Here is a 16505-nt window from a genome sequence, read left to right as displayed (position 1 = left end):
CCTTGTATTTTAAGGCAATTTAGCAGTTCTCACAAATCAGGCTTATATAGTTTGCGCATAAGCAAATGCAGGCGTATCAAGTGCTTTGCTTATGAGGCGGGTCTGCAATGATCAATTTTAGATCAGGAATCCGGTGCTGGTCTTGATTTAGCTCACCTTCATGAATTTTCTTGCATGAATCTGTGTGAGGATGAAAGTTGTTGAACTGCCATAGTCTGGCAAGAAATAATGCCATGTAAACGGTATGATGCAGCGTCTGGTCTGCCCGCCATAGGCCGGGTAGTATCCTGGTCATTATTTAATATTTTTATATTCAAGGCCATACATGAAGCCTGCAATCCTGGTAACACGTGCCATTTTTCCTGAAGTGTTGACGAAACTTAAGCAGTATTTTGAAGTTGAGTCAAATCAGGAAGATATTATTTTTTCTCCGGCTGAGCTCGCCGCCAGACTCAGGGGCAAGGCGGGTACTCTTGCCACTGCCAGCGCCAAAATCAATACAGAGTTGTTGCAAAAGTTGCCAGATTTGAAAATGATTGCAAGCATGGCTGTTGGTTATGACAATATTGATGTGCCTGCTTGTACTGCACATGGTGTCATGGCCAGCAATACGCCAGAAGTTTTGAATGAAACCACGGCTGATTTTGGCTGGGCCCTGTTGATGGCCACCGCCAGGAGGGTAACCGAATCTGAGCACTGGCTGCGTGCAGGTCACTGGACCAAGTGGCGTTTCGACTCTTTTCTGGGGGCAGATGTGCATGGTGCTACCCTGGGTATCATAGGCATGGGCAGGATAGGTCAGGCTATTGCCCGGCGTTCCATGGGTTTTGATATGAAGGTCGTTTATCACAACCGTTCGCGCCTCAGCGCTGAGCAGGAGGCCTATGCAAATAACGCGCAATACGTCAGCAAGGAAGAATTATTGCAGCAAGCTGATCATGTCGTGCTGGTGCTGCCTTACTCAGCAGCTTCGCATCACACCATAGGCGCGGCAGAATTGCAGTTGATGAAGCCAGGAGCAACCCTGGTTAATCTCGCCCGTGGCGGTATCGTTGATGACCAGGCGCTGATTGTTGCCTTGCGTGAAAAACGGATTGCGGCGGCAGGTCTGGATGTATTCGAGAATGAGCCGAAATTCCATCCAGATTTTTTGAGCTTGAGCAATGTCGTACTGACGCCGCATATTGCCAGTGCCTCAGAGGCAACCCGGCGGGCGATGGCAAACCGCGCGGCAGATAATCTGATTGCCGGTCTGATTGAGGGCAAGCCCAGGGATTGGCTCAACCCTCCAGCTTAAGATGGCGACTTGATGATAGCAACTTAATCCTTGAGCGAAGTGATCAGATCTACATATTGCTGCATCGCTGCTTCCTGGGTAGTGCCTTTCAGGCCAGCCCAGGCATCGAACTTGGCGCGGCCGACAAAGTCGGTCATACCAGGACGGTCACCGGTGGCATCGCCAGCACTGCCTTGCTTGAACAGGGCATAAATCTTGAGCAAAGTCATATTGTCCGGACGCTCGGACAGGTTTTTGGAATCGGCTTGTGCCTGGGTGAATTGTTCTTGCAAGCTCATGGGAGTCTCCAGCATGTTGTTGAGAAGCGCAAAAATAGCATGAAGACATGCAGGCGGGGCAGTTTTACGCTAGAGGTTTCCCTCCAGCGCTGCAGGTTTGCAGATGATTAATTTTGTAGGTGATTAGTGCAGGGTAGGCTCAGCACCACAGCAGACTTTGTATTTTTTACCGCTGCCACAAGGGCAGGGATCATTTCTGCCTACCTTGGGCGTTTCACGCTTGACTGTGGTGACGCCAGATTTGCGCAAAGGTGCCCAGAAGCGGCGTATGGCAGGGATGGAGGCTTCCAGCGTCAGCGCCAGCTCATGGCATTTTTCTGGTGTATCGACGAATTTCAGTTCATCCTCTTCTATTTCTTCTGCGCCCAGCAAGTAAATCGGTTGCAGCAAGGGGCCGATTTCTTCCGATTCCCAGGCGGCTTCCCAGGCTTCTTCACGCAATTGCATGCCTTCCCAAAAGCCCCAGGCCCAGGTTTCGCCATCGATCAATTCCTTGCCATTTTGCTCCATGACGCAAAACAGGGGTTCGTACTCTTGTGGGGCGACCTCAAAGGTGATTTGTATTTCATTCATGAAGCGGGCCACCAGACCGGTCACACGCTGCATTTCCTTTTCGTTCTTGAACTTGGGTTCGCCCTGGTCGGGCAAGCCCCATACCAGTGGCAGCCATTCAGCCATGGGGATGATTTCTGGTCCCAGGGCAATGGCGGTCAGGTAGCCGTGCAGGGCATCCATGGTCATGCCATCGTCGCCGACTTTGTCCGACATCAGGAATTTGTCGAGTTCATTGAATTCTTTGTCGCTTAGTGGTTCGTCGAGATGCATGGTGTGACTCTTGAAAAAGATAAGTATGAAAATACCGGAAGTTTAGCGCTTTGTGTGCTGGCTGTGCAGGAGTTTTATGGTCGAACCTGCTGACAGCCACGTACAATAGCGGGATGACAGATTTTACTCCCCCAGATTCCTTCGCCGGGCTGACACCCGAATTCGTCCTCGATGCTGTGGAAAGCAGTGGCTTGCGCAGCGATGGCCGCATGTTGGCCTTGAACAGCTATGAAAACCGTGTTTACCAGATAGGCATAGAAGATGCACCTCCGGTGATTGCCAAGTTTTACCGGCCCTTGCGCTGGTCAGATGAGGCCATACAGGAAGAGCATGATTTCGTGCGTGAATTACAGGTGCAGGAGATTCCTGTGTTGGCCGCTTTGCAAACTGAGGATGGTAATAGCCTGCGACATTATCAGGGCTTCCGATTTTCCCTGTTCAAGCGTCAGAGTGGCCGTGCGCCTGAAACCGGTGATCCCGCCACGCTGGAATGGCTGGGACGTTTCATAGGGCGCATACATGCAGTCGGTGCTACCGCCAGCTATGCTGCCAGGCCAGCGCTGGACCTGCAAAGCTTTGGCGTCTTGCCGCGTGCCTGGTTGCTGGAAAATGATTTTATTCCCCCAGACCTGCTAGCTGCCTATAACAGTGTTAGTCAGCAGGCTCTGGATGGTATCCGGGCTTGCTACGACCGGGCAGGTGAGGTGCAGCAACTGCGCCTGCATGGTGATTGCCATCTCGGGAATGTTTTGTGGCTGGAGTCGGGACCTGAGGCTGGTCCGCATTTCGTTGATTTTGATGACAGCCGTATGGGGCCAGGCATACAGGATTTATGGATGCTGCTATCTGGCGATCGTAGCGATATGCAAAGCCAGTTGACCGACATTCTGGTAGGTTACGAAGATTTTTTTGAGTTTGAGCCGCGCCAGCTGTATTTGATAGAAGCCTTGCGAACCCTGAGGCTGATCCATTATTCCGCCTGGCTGGCGCAACGCTGGACTGACCCGGCTTTTCCGGCAGCCTTTCCATGGTTTAACAGCCAGCGTTACTGGCAAGACCGCATACTTGAACTGCGCGAGCAGGTTGCTCTGATGGATGAGGCACCGTTGTGGCGAATTTAATACTGTTTTAGTCTCGTTCTTGATCAAATTACGAATAAGTCAGGCCATACTGTAAAATCCCGCCAATTTTTAAACTATGATGGAAATGCACCATGACTCAAGATGAATTGAAGCTTGCTGTCGCACAGGCGGCAATTGCTTATGTAGTAGAAGGTGAAATTGTTGGCGTAGGCACGGGTTCTACGGCCAATTTTTTTATCGATGAGCTGGGCAAGATCAAGCACAAAATCAAGGCCGCAGTTGCGTCTTCAGAGGTAACCGCAGCGCGTCTGCGTTCGCATGGCATTACCGTGCTGGATTTGAATGAAGTGACGTCCATGCCAGTGTATATCGATGGCGCGGATGAAATCACGCCGCAAGGGGCCATGATCAAAGGTGGTGGTGCGGCATTGACACGTGAAAAGATTGTTGCATCCGTTGCTGAAAAATTTATCTGTATCGCTGATGGTTCCAAGCTGGTAGATGTGCTGGGCAAGTTTCCTTTGCCGGTAGAGGTGATTCCCATGTCGCATGCGGTGGTTGCGCGCAAGCTCAATGCACTGGGTGGTGAGGCGCGTTTGCGTATCAAGGATGGGGAGCCATTGTTGACGGATAACGGCAACATGATTTTGGATGTCTATGGTTTGCAAATCCAGGACCCCGTGGCCATGGAAGCAGAGATCAACAATATCGTGGGTGTGGTGACCGTAGGTTTGTTCGCGCGTCAGGGGGCAAATGTTTGTCTGCTGGGGACTGGCGAAGGCGTCAGGACATTGCAATTCTGACCGTAGTAAGGAAGGATTTCGGTCTGCTGTAAATCTGTGCAGATGCAGATGAATGAGAAGTTATCCGTTGTTTAATTTTATGAGGAGATGAGACAAATGAATACAAGCATGAATACCTATAAAAAAGCATCCACATCCCTGAGCTTTCTTGCTGCGTTGACGACGGCCTTGCTGGTGACAGCTTGCGCTTCGCAGTCTCCGACTGCAAGCCAGCCTCCCATCAGCGTTGCGATGACACAGTCCATGCAAAGCAAGATCAGCCCTGACGCTGCCATCGCAATGTTAAAAGAAGGTAACCAGCGCTTTGTCTCTGGCAATATGCTCAAGCGCGATTTGCCGGGCCAGGTGAAAACCAGTGGCAGGGATGGGCAATTTCCCTTTGCCAGCATAGTCAGTTGCATAGATTCACGCTCTGAGCCAGCGCTGGTGTTTGATCAAGGTATAGGTGACTTGTTTACTGCCCGTGTGGCTGGAAATGTCGTCAATGAAGACATACTTGGCAGCCTGGAATATGCCGCCAAAGTGGCAGGTTCAAAAACCATCGTTATTCTTGGCCATTCGCATTGCGGTGCCGTCAAGGGGGCCTGTGATAATGCCAATCTGGGAAATCTGACGCAACTGGTGGCCAAGATCATGCCAGCCGTCAAAGCTACGCCAGACACTCACGGTAGCGACCGTACTTCAGCAAATCATCATTTTGTTGATGCCGTGGCAGAGATGAATGTCAAGATGACGGTTAAGGCAGTTACAGAAAAGAGTGTGGTACTGAAAGAAATGGCTGACAAGGGTCAGATCAAGATCATTGGTGCCATGCTGGATGTGGAAACTGGCAAGATAGAGTTTTATTGAGATAGTCCACGTCGAAAAAAAGCCCGCTGATGCGGGCTTTCTTGTTTGCGACCACAGTTTTTTGCTATGGTAACAGGCTTTATTCTGTTGGCGGGACGTAGCCGCTGGCGGCATCTGCACCATCACCAAAGAAATGCTTTTCCATCTGGGTCGCCAGGTATTTGCGGGCACGGGTATCGGCCAGGTTCAGGCGGTTCTCATTGACCAGCATGGTCTGGTGCTTGAGCCAGGCGGCCCAGGCTTCTTTGGACACGCTTTCATAAATACGCTTGCCTAATTCACCTGGATAAGGTGGAAGGTCCAGGCCTTCAGCTTCTTTGTCTAGTTTAATGCAGTGGACCGTGCGGGCCATGTTGGTGCTCCTTAATATGAATCTTGGTCAATCTTGATAACAGCGTGAATTATACGGTCAATGCGCTAGAGTTGCTTGATCAAAACCAGAGACTTGCGTTGCCAGTTATACATTTTTTGTCTGTCTTTTGGTAAATCATCGACTGATGCACTGACAAAACCACGCTTCAGGAACCAGTGTGCCGTGCGTGTCGTTAATACAAACAGGCTGTGGAAACCAGCTCGGCGCGCACGTTTTTCCATATGCTTGAGTATGCGCTCGCCATCGCCCTGGCTTTGTACATCCGGGTTGACCGTCAGGCAAGCCATCTCGGCCATTTTTTCGAACGGGAAGGGGTATAGGGCCGCGCAACCGAAGATGACACCATCATGTTCAATGACTGAGAAGTAATTGATTTCCCTTTCTATCAGCTCTCGACCACGCTTGACCAGGGTGCCATCAGCTTCCAGTGGTTCTATCAGCTTGATGATGCCGCCTACGTCTTCAATCGTGGCTTCACGCAGGCTTTCCAGGTTTTCTGAAGACACCATGGTACCCACACCATCATGGGTGAACAATTCCAGCAAGGCAGAACCATCCATCTTGTAAGGGACGATATGGATACGTGGCACGCCTCCACGTGAAGCCTTGACAGCGTGCTCCAGGTAAAACGCAGAATCTGGTGGCAGATAAGCCGCCTTTAATTCCTGTTCTGCCTGCATGAAAGATAATTCACGTATTTCATCATTGTCCTGATCCACCATCATCGGTGTCTCAGAGATAAAAATCAGTTTGTCAGCACGCAAGGCCGTGGCGGCAGAGACAGCCACATCTTCCATAGTCAGGTTGAATGCTTCGCCAGTTGGGGAGAAACCCAGAGGACCCAGCAAAACCAGATTGCCAGCATCAAGAATGCGGTGAATGGTGTCATAGGCGACTTTGCGGGCGATACCAGTCAGTTGGAAATCTACCCCGCCGACTATGCCGATAGGTTTGGCCGTCACGAAGTTGCCGGAGATGATGCGTATCGCAGAATGTGCCATCGGCGTATTCGGCAAGCCCTGGCTGAATGCCGCTTCTATATCGAGGCGTAATTCACCGGCAGCTTCTTTCGAGCATTCCAGCGCAGCGGTATCGGTAATGCGTATGCCATTATGAAATTTGCCTTCGACATTACGCAAGGCCAGTTGCTCGGCTACCTGTGGTCGCGAGCCATGGACAATGACAACTTTAATGCCAAGTGCATGCAAAAGTGATAAATCTTGCGCCAGAACTGGCAGGGCACCTGCCATGACCAGTTCGCCGGGAAAGGCGACCACAAAGGTCTTTCCACGGAAGGCATGAATATAGGGCGCGACTGAGCGCAGCCATTGAACGAATTGAAAGGGATTTTCCATTCGCCAATTATAATCTGAGACGCAAAAATGCATGGAGTAACAACGTGGTCGAATTTCCACATTACTGTCATTCCACTCAGGAGACAGGGGCGATTAGCTCTGGTCACATATCCTGAATCACCTCAAATCGCCTCAAGTGATTTCAAATAATGTGCGACAGCTTAATTATGCGAGTAAGTTGCCTTGATTTTCTCCAGTTTGCTGGCGTAGAGGTTTTGCGCCTTGCGCGTTGTGCTATTGGCCTTGGCCAGCGTCAGTTCCTCGACTGCATCCCGGGTTTCGCCCAGTTTTAAATGTGCCAGTGCCAGCCACAAATGGAATTCATCATAATTCGGATCGCGCCTGAGTTCGCGTTTGAACAGGTTTTTTGCTTCGGCATAGTCGCCACGTTCCATGGCAGCCAGTCCGCGGTTAAAGAAATGGAAAGGTGGATAAGGTTGCAAGCTTTCCAGACGGCTCATGTAAATTTGCGCTTCGGCCCGGCGCTCGCTCTTGCGCAAGACTTCCACCAGATTGCTGAGTGCCATGATGTTTTCTGCCTCTTTGTCCAGTATTTGCCTGAACACATTTTCAGCCAGCGCCAGGTGACCATGCTGCCTGTAAACCACGCCCAGGGTATTGTAAGCCGCAGTAAAGTCGGGATCACTCATCAGAGCCGAGCGGGCAAACCAGTAAGCATCATTGACTTGTTGCAGCGCCAGGGATTCGGCAGCGCGGTTATTGAAATACATGGCGATCACAGTTTCTTCCTTGATCATTTCGGAGCGCTGACCACGAAGATCTTTTGGAGGCAGAAAATCTATCACCATGGATTGCGAATACTCCTGGGTAAAGCCCTTGAATGCAGATTTGTGACCCAGTACGATGTTGACATGTCCGGCAGCAAAATAGATGTCGTTATTACGGCTCCATGATTCATCGACGAGGACATTTTGATATTGCACATCCATTCCCAGTTCTTTTGCCAGTGCCGCAGTCATCAGGACCAGTGACAGGCAATTGCCAGAACGTGCCTTGAATGCCTGTGCTGCATTACGTGTAATTTCGGCATCATATTCCAGCCTGATCTGGCCTTTGCTGGAGAGTGCATCAAACAGAGCCTTCTGCGGGGATTTGAGTCTTAATTGTGAGTTGATATCATTCTTGATGTAAGAACGCATTTCATCGCTGAGCGCCACGACATCTTCAGCGCTGATGATTTTGGCAGGAGGCGTAAAACCTGCATCATGAAATTGCAGATGGCTGATTTTTTGGCTCGGTTGGGTGGCGCAGGCCGTGAGCAAAATACTGAACAGCAATGTGATCCAGGTTTTCATTTTTTGTCTCCCCGTGTAACCAGGTTTTGAACCTCGCATGCTTCATTGTCGTTAGACTGCTTGCCAAGTCTCTGGTTCATTATAGGATAAATAAAGATGGGTTTGATTTATATGAATTTCGCCTGTTGTCTGGCAGGCATGCCATGGCAAGCAATGCAACATTTCCTGCTCTGCACAAAAATCTGGGATAATGCGCAGCGCTATGTCTTCAAATCAAACACCTAAAAACTCCCCTAAGAAAGCAACGCCCGGTGCGATAGATGGTTTATCGGGATTGCGAGAGCTTCGACAACAGTTGCGTGAAACTACCGCGAAGTCTGAAGTGCCTGAAAACAAACCGCGCAATCTCAATGATGGTGGCGCAGAACAAGTGCGCCCTGTAAGAACGCAGCAAGCAAGGGCGCAAGGACCTAGTCAGCAGTCAAGGCCTCAGCCGGGGCGTGTGACTGGCACAGAGGCTGGCCGGGAAAACGGCAAAAACAATAACAAACAAAAAACAGCCGTGCCAGTAAGGGAAGAGCCAGCTCTGCCTTTTCGCAATGTCTTGCCACCCATTAGCTTCCCCGAAGAATTACCGGTGTCCGGCAAGCGTGCAGAAATTGCCGAGGCTTTGCAAAAACATCAGGTTATAATTGTCTGTGGTGAAACCGGCTCAGGCAAGACCACGCAATTACCAAAGATTTGCCTGGAACTGGGACGTGGGCAAAAGGGGTTGATAGGCCACACCCAGCCACGCCGTATTGCTGCGTCATCAACGGCCAAGCGTATTGCACAGGAATTGAATTCTCCTTTAGGTGAGCATGTCGGCTTTAAAGTCCGTTTCACCGATACTTTGAGCAAGGGCGCATCGGTCAAGCTGATGACCGACGGCATCTTGCTGGCAGAAACCCAGACTGATCCACTGCTCAAACAATATGACACCATCATCATCGATGAGGCACATGAGCGCAGCCTGAATATTGACTTCCTGCTCGGTTACCTAAAACAATTGCTGCCCAAGCGCCGTGACCTGAAGATCATCATTACTTCAGCCACGATAGATGCGCAGCGCTTTGCCAATCATTTTGCTGATGCTCGTGGTGGCGAACCCAAGCCTGCTCCTGTGATAGAAGTGTCAGGCCGCTTGTACCCTGTAGAAGTACGCTATCGTCCGATACAAGATACAGAAAAAGATAAAGAGCGTGATTTGATGACGGCGATTACCGACGCCGTTGATGAATTATGCCGCGTAGGTTCTGGCGATGTACTCGTATTCTTGCCAGGCGAGCGTGAAATTCGTGATGCTGCTGAAGCCCTGCGCAAGCATCATCCACCGCATGTAGAGATTTTGCCGCTGTTTGCCCGCCTGTCAGCACAAGAACAGGAGCGGGTATTCAAGACTTCAAATGCGCGTCGCATCGTGCTGGCCACGAACGTGGCAGAAACTTCGCTGACCGTACCTGGCATACGTTATGTCGTCGATGCTGGCCTGGCGCGTGTCAAACGTTACAGCTACCGTAACAAAGTCGAACAATTGCAGATAGAAGCGGTTGCCCAGTCTGCTGCGAATCAGCGTGCCGGTCGTTGCGGGCGTGTTGCGGCTGGTGTTTGCATACGTTTGTACGATGAGCAGGATTATCTGCAAAGGCCAAAATTTACAGAGCCTGAGATTTTGCGCTCGTCACTGGCTGCTGTCATCTTGCGTATGAAATCTCTGCGCCTGACCGATGTAGAAACTTTCCCATTCATAGAGCCGCCGCCTGGCAGGGCGATTGCTGACGGTTATCAGCTCTTGCAGGAACTGGGGGCCATGGACGAAGTCAATCAATTGACACCAGTAGGCCGACAGCTCGCCAAACTGCCGCTGGACCCGCGTGTGGGCCGCATGATTTTGGCTGCGCGTGACAACCAGGCCTTGCAGGAAGTGTTGATCATTGCTGCCGCCTTGTCGGTGCAAGATCCGCGTGATCGCCCCATGGATGCGCAGGCCGCTGCCGACATGGCGCACAAGAAATTTGCCGATGAAAAATCTGAATTTCAGTCTTACCTGAAAATTTGGAACTGGTTTGAAGATGCCATCGAACATAAAAAGACCAATCGACAGTTGCAAGATAATTGCCGCTCCAATTTCCTGAGCCAGATGCGCTTGCGCGAATGGCGTGAAGTGCATTCGCAATTGCTGACGATAGTAAAAGAGCAGGGCTGGCGCTTGAATGAGGCACCTGCCACCTACGAGCAATTGCATCTCTCCTTGCTGACGGGTTTGCTGGGTAATATAGGCTATAAGTCAGATGAAGAAGCACATTACCTGGGTGCGCGTGGTATCAAATTTTATATCTGGCCGGGTTCCACTCTCGCTAAAAAAGCCGGGCGCTGGATCATGGCGGCTGAGCTGGTGGATACCACACGCCTGTATGGTCGTTGCATTGCACAGATCAATCCGGAATGGCTGGAGAAGATAGGCGAACATCTGCTTAAAAAATCTTATGGCGAGCCGCGTTGGGAAAAACGTGCCGGACAGGTATCTGCCTTTGAACGCGCTACCCTGTATGGTCTGGTGGTATATAGCCAGCGTCGTACACAGTATGGTTTGACGCACCCTGTTGAGGCGCGCGAGATGTTCATCCGTGATGCCCTGGTCGAAGGCGAGTTTGATACCCGTGCGCCTTTCTTCGCGTATAACCAGAAACTGGTACGCGAGATAGAAAACCTTGAACATAAATCACGCCGCCTTGATGTGCTGGTCGATGAAGAGCTGATCGTAGCTTTTTATGATCAACACTTGCCAGCAGATGTCTGGAATGCCATACTGTTTGAGCAATGGCACAAAGAAGCGACCAAGGCCAATCCCAAACTCTTGTACCTGAACAAAGACGAGCTGATGCGCCATGAAGCAGCAGGCGTGACCACGGATTTGTTCCCCAAAACCATGCAGGTCTCGGGTGTGGCTTTGCAGCTCAGTTATCACTTTGAGCCGGGCAGCCCGCGCGACGGTGTGACCCTGACTGTGCCTTTATTTTCTCTGAATCAGGTGTCGGCAGACCGGTGCGAATGGCTGGTGCCAGGTATGCTCAAGGAAAAAGTACATTTGCTGATCAAGTCCTTGCCGCAAAAGATACGTCGTCATTGTGTGCCTATCCCGGAATATGCAGCAGGCTTTTGCGAGCGCAATGATTTCGGTAAGGGCAATTTCCTTGATGCCGTGATTGCTGATATACGCGAACAAAAAGGCTTGCTGTGCAAGACCACGGATTTCAAATTCGAGACCGTGCCCGTGCATTTGACGATGAATTTCAAAGTCGTTGATGAACATGGCCGTCAACTGGAAATGGGACGTAACCTGGCCAGCTTGCGCGCTGAGTTTGGTGGACAGGCACGCGAGAGTTTCCAGCGTATTGCCAGTGCAGAGAAACTGGCGCTGCTGGATACCAATCCTGTTGCCGCCAAACCGGCTGTTGTCGCAGAAGAAAAGTCGATCCGTAGTACTGGAAAACCTGTAACTGCGAATGTCCTGACCAGTGCTCCGGTACCGGCATTCAAACAGGAAAATCTGACAGCATGGACTTTTGACAGTCTGCCAGAATTGCTGGAAGTCCAGCAAGGCAAGCAAACTTTGATTGGCTATCCAGCACTGGTCGATAAACTCACGCATTGCCATATCGAAGTGTTTGATGACCCGGATGAGGCCGCGCGCGTACATCGCATAGGCTTGCGTCGTCTGTTTGCCTTGCAATTAAAAGAGCAGATCAAGTTCCTGGAAAAAAATATCCCAGGCTTGCAGCAAATGGGCATGCAGTTCATGGCGCTGGGTTCGCAGGAAGAATTGCGGGATCAGATTATCCAGGTCGCGATAGAGAGTGCTTTCCTGCAAAATCCCTTGCCTGCCAATTCAGGTGAATTCAATAAGCGACGAGATGAAGGCAAAGCTAGATTGAATTTACTGGCGAATGAAATTGCCCGTACTGCCGCGCAAATACTGGCTGAATACTACGGCTTGCCCAAGAAGCTGCAAGGCATCAAGGCGCATGCACAGGCTGCTGCCGACATGCAGACGCAATTGCAGATGCTGGTGACCAAGCACTTTATTTCGGAAAATGATTTCACCCAGTTGTCGCATTTCCCGCGTTACCTGAAAGCGATTACAGTACGCATGGACAAGTTGCGTGCAGACCCCGCGCGTGACCAGAAGTTGCTGGCAGAGTGGAATAGCGTGGCTCAGGCCTGGCAGCGTCATCCACGCAAGACAGGGCCGGACGCTGATCCAAAACTGCTGGAATTCCGTTGGTTGCTGGAAGAACTCAGGGTATCTTTGTTTGCCCAGGAGTTGCGTACGCCCATGCCTGTGTCCGTCAAGCGCTTGCAAAAAGTGTGGGAGAGTTTGCAGCGATAGTTCGCATTTGAGATGGATTGGCATGGCTGCAGGCAAAGCTTGTTTGCTTGTTGTATGCTGAGGGCAGGCTTCAGGCTAATCAAGCTGAAGCCTGCTTTTTTATCGCTTAATAAAATCCATGAATCATAAACTGAACCCTGCAACCATATTTTTGCTTGTTATCCCGCCTTTGCTATGGGCTGGCAATGCTGTCGTGGGGCGCATGATACATGAGCTGGTGCCACCGATTACCCTGAATTTCATACGCTGGGTGCTTGCCTTTTTAATGCTCTTGCCCATGGCTGCCCACATTTATCGCCGCGACAGCGTGTTATGGCGCAACTGGCGGCGCTATGCCTTATTGGGTTTGCTGGGCGTGGGCTTATACAATGCCTTGCAATACCTGGCCTTGCAAAGTTCTACTCCTATCAATGTCACTCTGGTTGCAGCCAGCATGCCGGTGTGGATGCTGATTGTGGGTCGCTTGTTTTTTCAAGCCAAAGTTACGCCTTGGCAGCTGGCAGGTGCGCTACTGTCTATTGCTGGCGTGCTGATAGTCCTCAGTCGTGGCGAATTTGCGCAATTACTGGCTTTGCGTCTGGTGACAGGCGATATCTTCATGATCATCGCTACCATTACCTGGTCAATCTATAGCTGGTTGCTGACGCGGGGGAATGATGGTGAATTGCGTAACCATTGGGCTGATTTTCTGCTGGCGCAAGTCAGCTTCGGTGTATTGTGGTCGGGCTTGTTTTCTGCGGCTGAATGGGCCATCACCACGCCGACGATACACTGGAGCCCTGCATTGTGTGCCGCCCTGGCCTTTGTTGCGGTTGGCCCTGCGGTGATAGCCTTTCGCTGCTGGGGGCTGGGTGTACAAAGAGTTGGGCCGAATGTTGCTGCTTTTTTCAGCAATCTGACACCCTTGTTTGCTGCTTTGATGTCATCCGCATTCCTGGGAGAATTGCCGCACCTGTTTCATGCGATGGCTTTCACGTGTATCGTTGGCGGCATTGTCCTGTCATCAAGACGCTAGTTCTTTCTCTTAGATTCTTTTTCTCAAACCGGATCGGCAACGCCTATCGGGGCTGGTGCAATATTGACAATCAGTGAGAATAGCTGCTCGTATTTGTAGCGTTCACCAGCGTCATCAAGCATTTTGCGATTTTCCAGAAACGCCGCATCGACTTGCTTCCAGTCCTGGTCATTCAGCACTTGCCTGGCAATAGGCATGATGCGTTCTTCTTCTGTACGCATGTGGGAAAAATAAAAATGTGCATATTGCTCCACCAGATCGCGGAACGCAGGGAAGGCAGTTTTACCTCCAAACTCATAGTCGAGCAAGACTTGAAATAGCCTGTGCACCATCAGCTCACCCTTGCCGTGTTGTTCGCTTAAGGCATCCAGTTCATTGTCAAGCTGGTGTGTTCTTTCCTTGATCTTGGCAAACAGGTATTGATCTTCCTTGGGGTGATGGACTTTCTCCGGATACTCCATGATGTAGTAAAGCATGGCACGGAAAACTTTCAGATCAGGCGCATTGCCACCATTTTCTACTTGCCGGACGAAATAGCGCATGCCTTGTATGACCGAAGACAAGTGTTCGTGTTCATCCTGAATGATGCGCAGCGAAGCAGGGTAAATATTTCTGACTGACATGGTGGGCCTCCTTGCTGTTCTTTTTTATTACTTTACTTTGACAAGAGTAGTGAGCTGTTGATCAAGATCAAAAGTGAGGGGCAGTGATAGGCTGATTAATAAAAAAGCCACGCGAGCTGATGCTGGCGTGGCTACAGGGATTTCCAGGATTGCCTTATTTGCCGCTCAACTCCTTCAGCAAGTCCTGGGCGTGGTAAATTTTATCCATGGCTTCCAGTATGCCACCGCTATGTACGGCGACACTGCGGTTGCTGCGTTCATCAAACCAGAATGCTCCGCCCAGGGAATGGATATTGCCATCAAAGACCAGACCGACAATTTCGCCATTTTTGTTAATGACAGGGCTGCCTGAATTACCGCCTATGATGTCATTATTGGTCACGAAATTGTAAGACTGTTGAAGGTTCAACTTGTTTTTCGCTGCATGCCAGGATGTTGGCAGGGCAAAAGGGTAGGCTCCGGTTTCGTGTTCGAAAGCACCAGCAAAATTGGTGAAGGGTTTAATGGCCTGCTCACCGGCTTGCCAGCCTTTGACCTCGCCATAAGACAGGCGCAGGGTGCCTGTGGCGTCCGGGTAAACGCTGGTGCCTGTCTGCAAAAAGCGTGCTTGTGCAATCAGTTCAGCATTTTTTTGCACGACGGATTGCACTTCCTGTTCCATGCGCTTGCGTGCGCTACGAGAATCCGCATCGACGGCCAGCGCCAGTTTGATGAACGGGTCATCAGACTGGATGATGGCTTCCTTGCCGCCATTCCATAAAGTCTTGCGGTATTCAATATCAGCCAGACGGGTTTTGCTGACCAGTTTTTCTGTCAGTTGCTCAGGCGAGAGTTTGCCCAGTACCTGTTTGACGAAGGCATGATTGCTACCCAGGTCTTCCCGCATTTTGGTCAGGGAATGTGTCAGTTTGACTTTTTCAAATTCGGGGTAAATTGGCGCTTTGGAAAACACCATCTGCTGGATACCTGGCAAGCGGGTGTCGGTAAATTCTGGCAGGCGCTCAGCATTGTTTTTGATTTTCTCATCTGCCGCACGCACAAGATTGCGGGCTATGCGGAAATAATCACTGGAGAATGCTTCGGTACCTTCTGTCATGCTGGAGATTCTATGTAACTGACGGTAGTTCTCCTGCGCCTTGGCGATGGCATCCCAGGCGCCACCGACTTTTGCCTTGAGCTCAGGCCTGGCATCGACAAATTGACGCAATGCGTCTTCTTCAGCTTGTTTGCGGGCGATGAATTCCGGGTCCAGCAGAGTTTTTAACCTGCCCACGCCAGCCTTGTAGCTGTTTTCTGTACCGAATAACAGATGGTCGGCCGTGCGCGCTGCTTCCGGGCTGGTTTTACGGTATTGCGTGAGCACACCGCGCAATTCTGCCAGATGCTGCAGCCTGTCGATCAAGCCTATGTCACGCAGGCTGTTCAGTTGCGCCATCGTCAACTGGCGCTGGGTAGAGCCAGGGTGGCCCGTGATGAAGGTCATTTCACCTTCTTGTGGCCCGGTTTTACTGAAGGGGAAAAAATTCTTGATTTCAACCGGTTTGCCATTCTCGTACACCCGCAACATCGAGATGTCGAGGTCATAGCGCGGGAAATTGAAATTGTCTGGGTCGCCACCAAAAAAAGCGATGGATTTTTCTGGCGCCCATACCAGGCGGGTATCGGCATAGCGGTGGTATTTATACAGATGGTAGCGGCCACCATGATAAAGATCGACGATGTCGCAACGGGTTTTTTCTTTATCTTCACCCATGCAGGCTGAGGTCAATTTGGCGTGAATGGCATTTTGTGCCTGTTTGAATTCTGTGCCTTCCAGACCTGCGGTAGCTTTTTTGACCTCGTCTGTCACGTCACTGATATCTTCCAGGCGGTTTAATTCCAGCGCTGGGCATATTTGTTCTTCTTCCCGTTTTTTTGCCAGGAAGCCGTTTTCTACATAATTTTGTTTGGCAGTCGATAATTGTTCTATGCAGCCTGAAGCACAATGATGATTGGTCATCACCAGACCATCTTTGGAGACGAAAGAACCAGAGCAGCCGGGCAGTTTGACTGAGCTCAGCATGGTATTCCTGACCCATTCTGCCGTAGGCTTGAAGCCATATTCCGCTTGCAGCCTGGTGCCGGGTAAATTGTCCAGTGTCCACATGCCTTCTGCTGCCATCGACAATGCAGGCAGTGCCAGACTCAGCAACAAGAATTTCTTTTGCATCTTTTTTCCATTACTTTGAAAATAAATTGCCTCTCGCCAGGGGGGCGGGAGGCAGGGTTTTTTCATGTTCAGAAACTCATTCATTGTTGAATCAGCTTCTGATAGATTTGC

Annotated in this window: 13 protein-coding genes; 6 read left to right on the top strand and 7 right to left on the bottom strand. The window is 50.6% G+C overall.

The genetic code is table 11. The features are described from left to right. Positions 1 to 325: 325 nt before the first annotated feature. Positions 326 to 1297, top strand: coding sequence for a D-glycerate dehydrogenase (locus UNDKW_RS14160; RefSeq protein ID WP_162059213.1), 972 nt, complete (start codon positions 326 to 328; stop codon positions 1295 to 1297). 23 nt (positions 1298 to 1320) lie between these two features. Here UNDKW_RS14160 and UNDKW_RS14155 read toward each other — a convergent pair whose 3' ends face one another. Then, positions 1321 to 1575: an acyl-CoA-binding protein gene (locus UNDKW_RS14155; RefSeq protein WP_162041669.1), complete on the bottom strand. Its 255-nt coding sequence runs from the start codon at positions 1573 to 1575 to the stop codon at positions 1321 to 1323. Between the two features lie 123 nt (positions 1576 to 1698). Further along, positions 1699 to 2400, bottom strand: coding sequence for a UPF0149 family protein (locus UNDKW_RS14150; RefSeq protein ID WP_162041668.1), 702 nt, complete (start codon positions 2398 to 2400; stop codon positions 1699 to 1701). Between the two features lie 113 nt (positions 2401 to 2513). Here UNDKW_RS14150 and UNDKW_RS14145 point away from each other — a divergent pair, with 113 nt between their 5' ends. The 3 genes from UNDKW_RS14145 (at position 2514) to UNDKW_RS14135 (ending at position 5134) form a co-directional block, all read left to right on the top strand. Further along, entirely contained in the window at positions 2514 to 3521 is a 1008-nt protein-coding gene (locus UNDKW_RS14145; protein WP_162059212.1) for a serine/threonine protein kinase, read from the top strand. Positions 3522 to 3613: 92 nt separating this feature from the next. Then, positions 3614 to 4285, top strand: coding sequence for a ribose-5-phosphate isomerase RpiA (rpiA, locus tag UNDKW_RS14140; protein WP_162059211.1), 672 nt, complete (start codon positions 3614 to 3616; stop codon positions 4283 to 4285). A 96-nt stretch (positions 4286 to 4381) separates the two neighbouring features. Beyond that, positions 4382 to 5134, top strand: coding sequence for a carbonic anhydrase family protein (locus UNDKW_RS14135; RefSeq protein ID WP_232063385.1), 753 nt, complete (start codon positions 4382 to 4384; stop codon positions 5132 to 5134). A 79-nt stretch (positions 5135 to 5213) separates the two neighbouring features. On the opposite strand, the gene UNDKW_RS14130 is transcribed toward UNDKW_RS14135, so the two are convergent. From UNDKW_RS14130 to UNDKW_RS14120, 3 genes are all read right to left on the bottom strand, one after another. Further along, positions 5214 to 5486 carry an oxidative damage protection protein gene (locus tag UNDKW_RS14130; RefSeq protein WP_162059210.1) on the bottom strand — a complete coding sequence of 91 codons (273 nt, stop codon included), beginning with the start codon at positions 5484 to 5486 and terminating at the stop codon, positions 5214 to 5216. Between the two features lie 65 nt (positions 5487 to 5551). Next, entirely contained in the window at positions 5552 to 6862 is a 1311-nt protein-coding gene (argA, locus tag UNDKW_RS14125; protein WP_162041665.1) for an amino-acid N-acetyltransferase, read from the bottom strand. Positions 6863 to 7023: 161 nt separating this feature from the next. Then, positions 7024 to 8178: a tetratricopeptide repeat protein gene (locus UNDKW_RS14120; protein ID WP_162059209.1), complete on the bottom strand. Its 1155-nt coding sequence runs from the start codon at positions 8176 to 8178 to the stop codon at positions 7024 to 7026. Positions 8179 to 8380: 202 nt separating this feature from the next. On the opposite strand from UNDKW_RS14120, the gene hrpA reads away from it, so the two are divergent. Both hrpA and UNDKW_RS14110 read left to right on the top strand, forming a co-directional pair. Then, a complete protein-coding gene (gene hrpA, locus UNDKW_RS14115; RefSeq protein ID WP_162059208.1) occupies positions 8381 to 12547 on the top strand; it encodes an ATP-dependent RNA helicase HrpA in 4167 nt (1388 codons plus the stop codon). 118 nt (positions 12548 to 12665) lie between these two features. Next, positions 12666 to 13562, top strand: coding sequence for a DMT family transporter (locus UNDKW_RS14110; protein WP_162059207.1), 897 nt, complete (start codon positions 12666 to 12668; stop codon positions 13560 to 13562). Positions 13563 to 13585: 23 nt separating this feature from the next. Here UNDKW_RS14110 and UNDKW_RS14105 read toward each other — a convergent pair whose 3' ends face one another. Both UNDKW_RS14105 and UNDKW_RS14100 read right to left on the bottom strand, forming a co-directional pair. Next, positions 13586 to 14185 carry a hemerythrin domain-containing protein gene (locus UNDKW_RS14105; protein ID WP_162059206.1) on the bottom strand — a complete coding sequence of 200 codons (600 nt, stop codon included), beginning with the start codon at positions 14183 to 14185 and terminating at the stop codon, positions 13586 to 13588. A 154-nt stretch (positions 14186 to 14339) separates the two neighbouring features. Beyond that, the gene (locus tag UNDKW_RS14100; RefSeq protein WP_162059205.1) at positions 14340 to 16394 is read right to left on the bottom strand and encodes a S46 family peptidase; all 2055 of its coding nucleotides are present in this window, start codon (positions 16392 to 16394) and stop codon (positions 14340 to 14342) included. Positions 16395 to 16505: the final 111 nt, after the last annotated feature.

Source organism: Undibacterium sp. KW1, from assembly GCF_009937955.1.
Lineage (GTDB): Bacteria > Pseudomonadota > Gammaproteobacteria > Burkholderiales > Burkholderiaceae_D > Undibacterium.
This window is presented reverse-complemented; position numbering and strand designations above follow the sequence as displayed.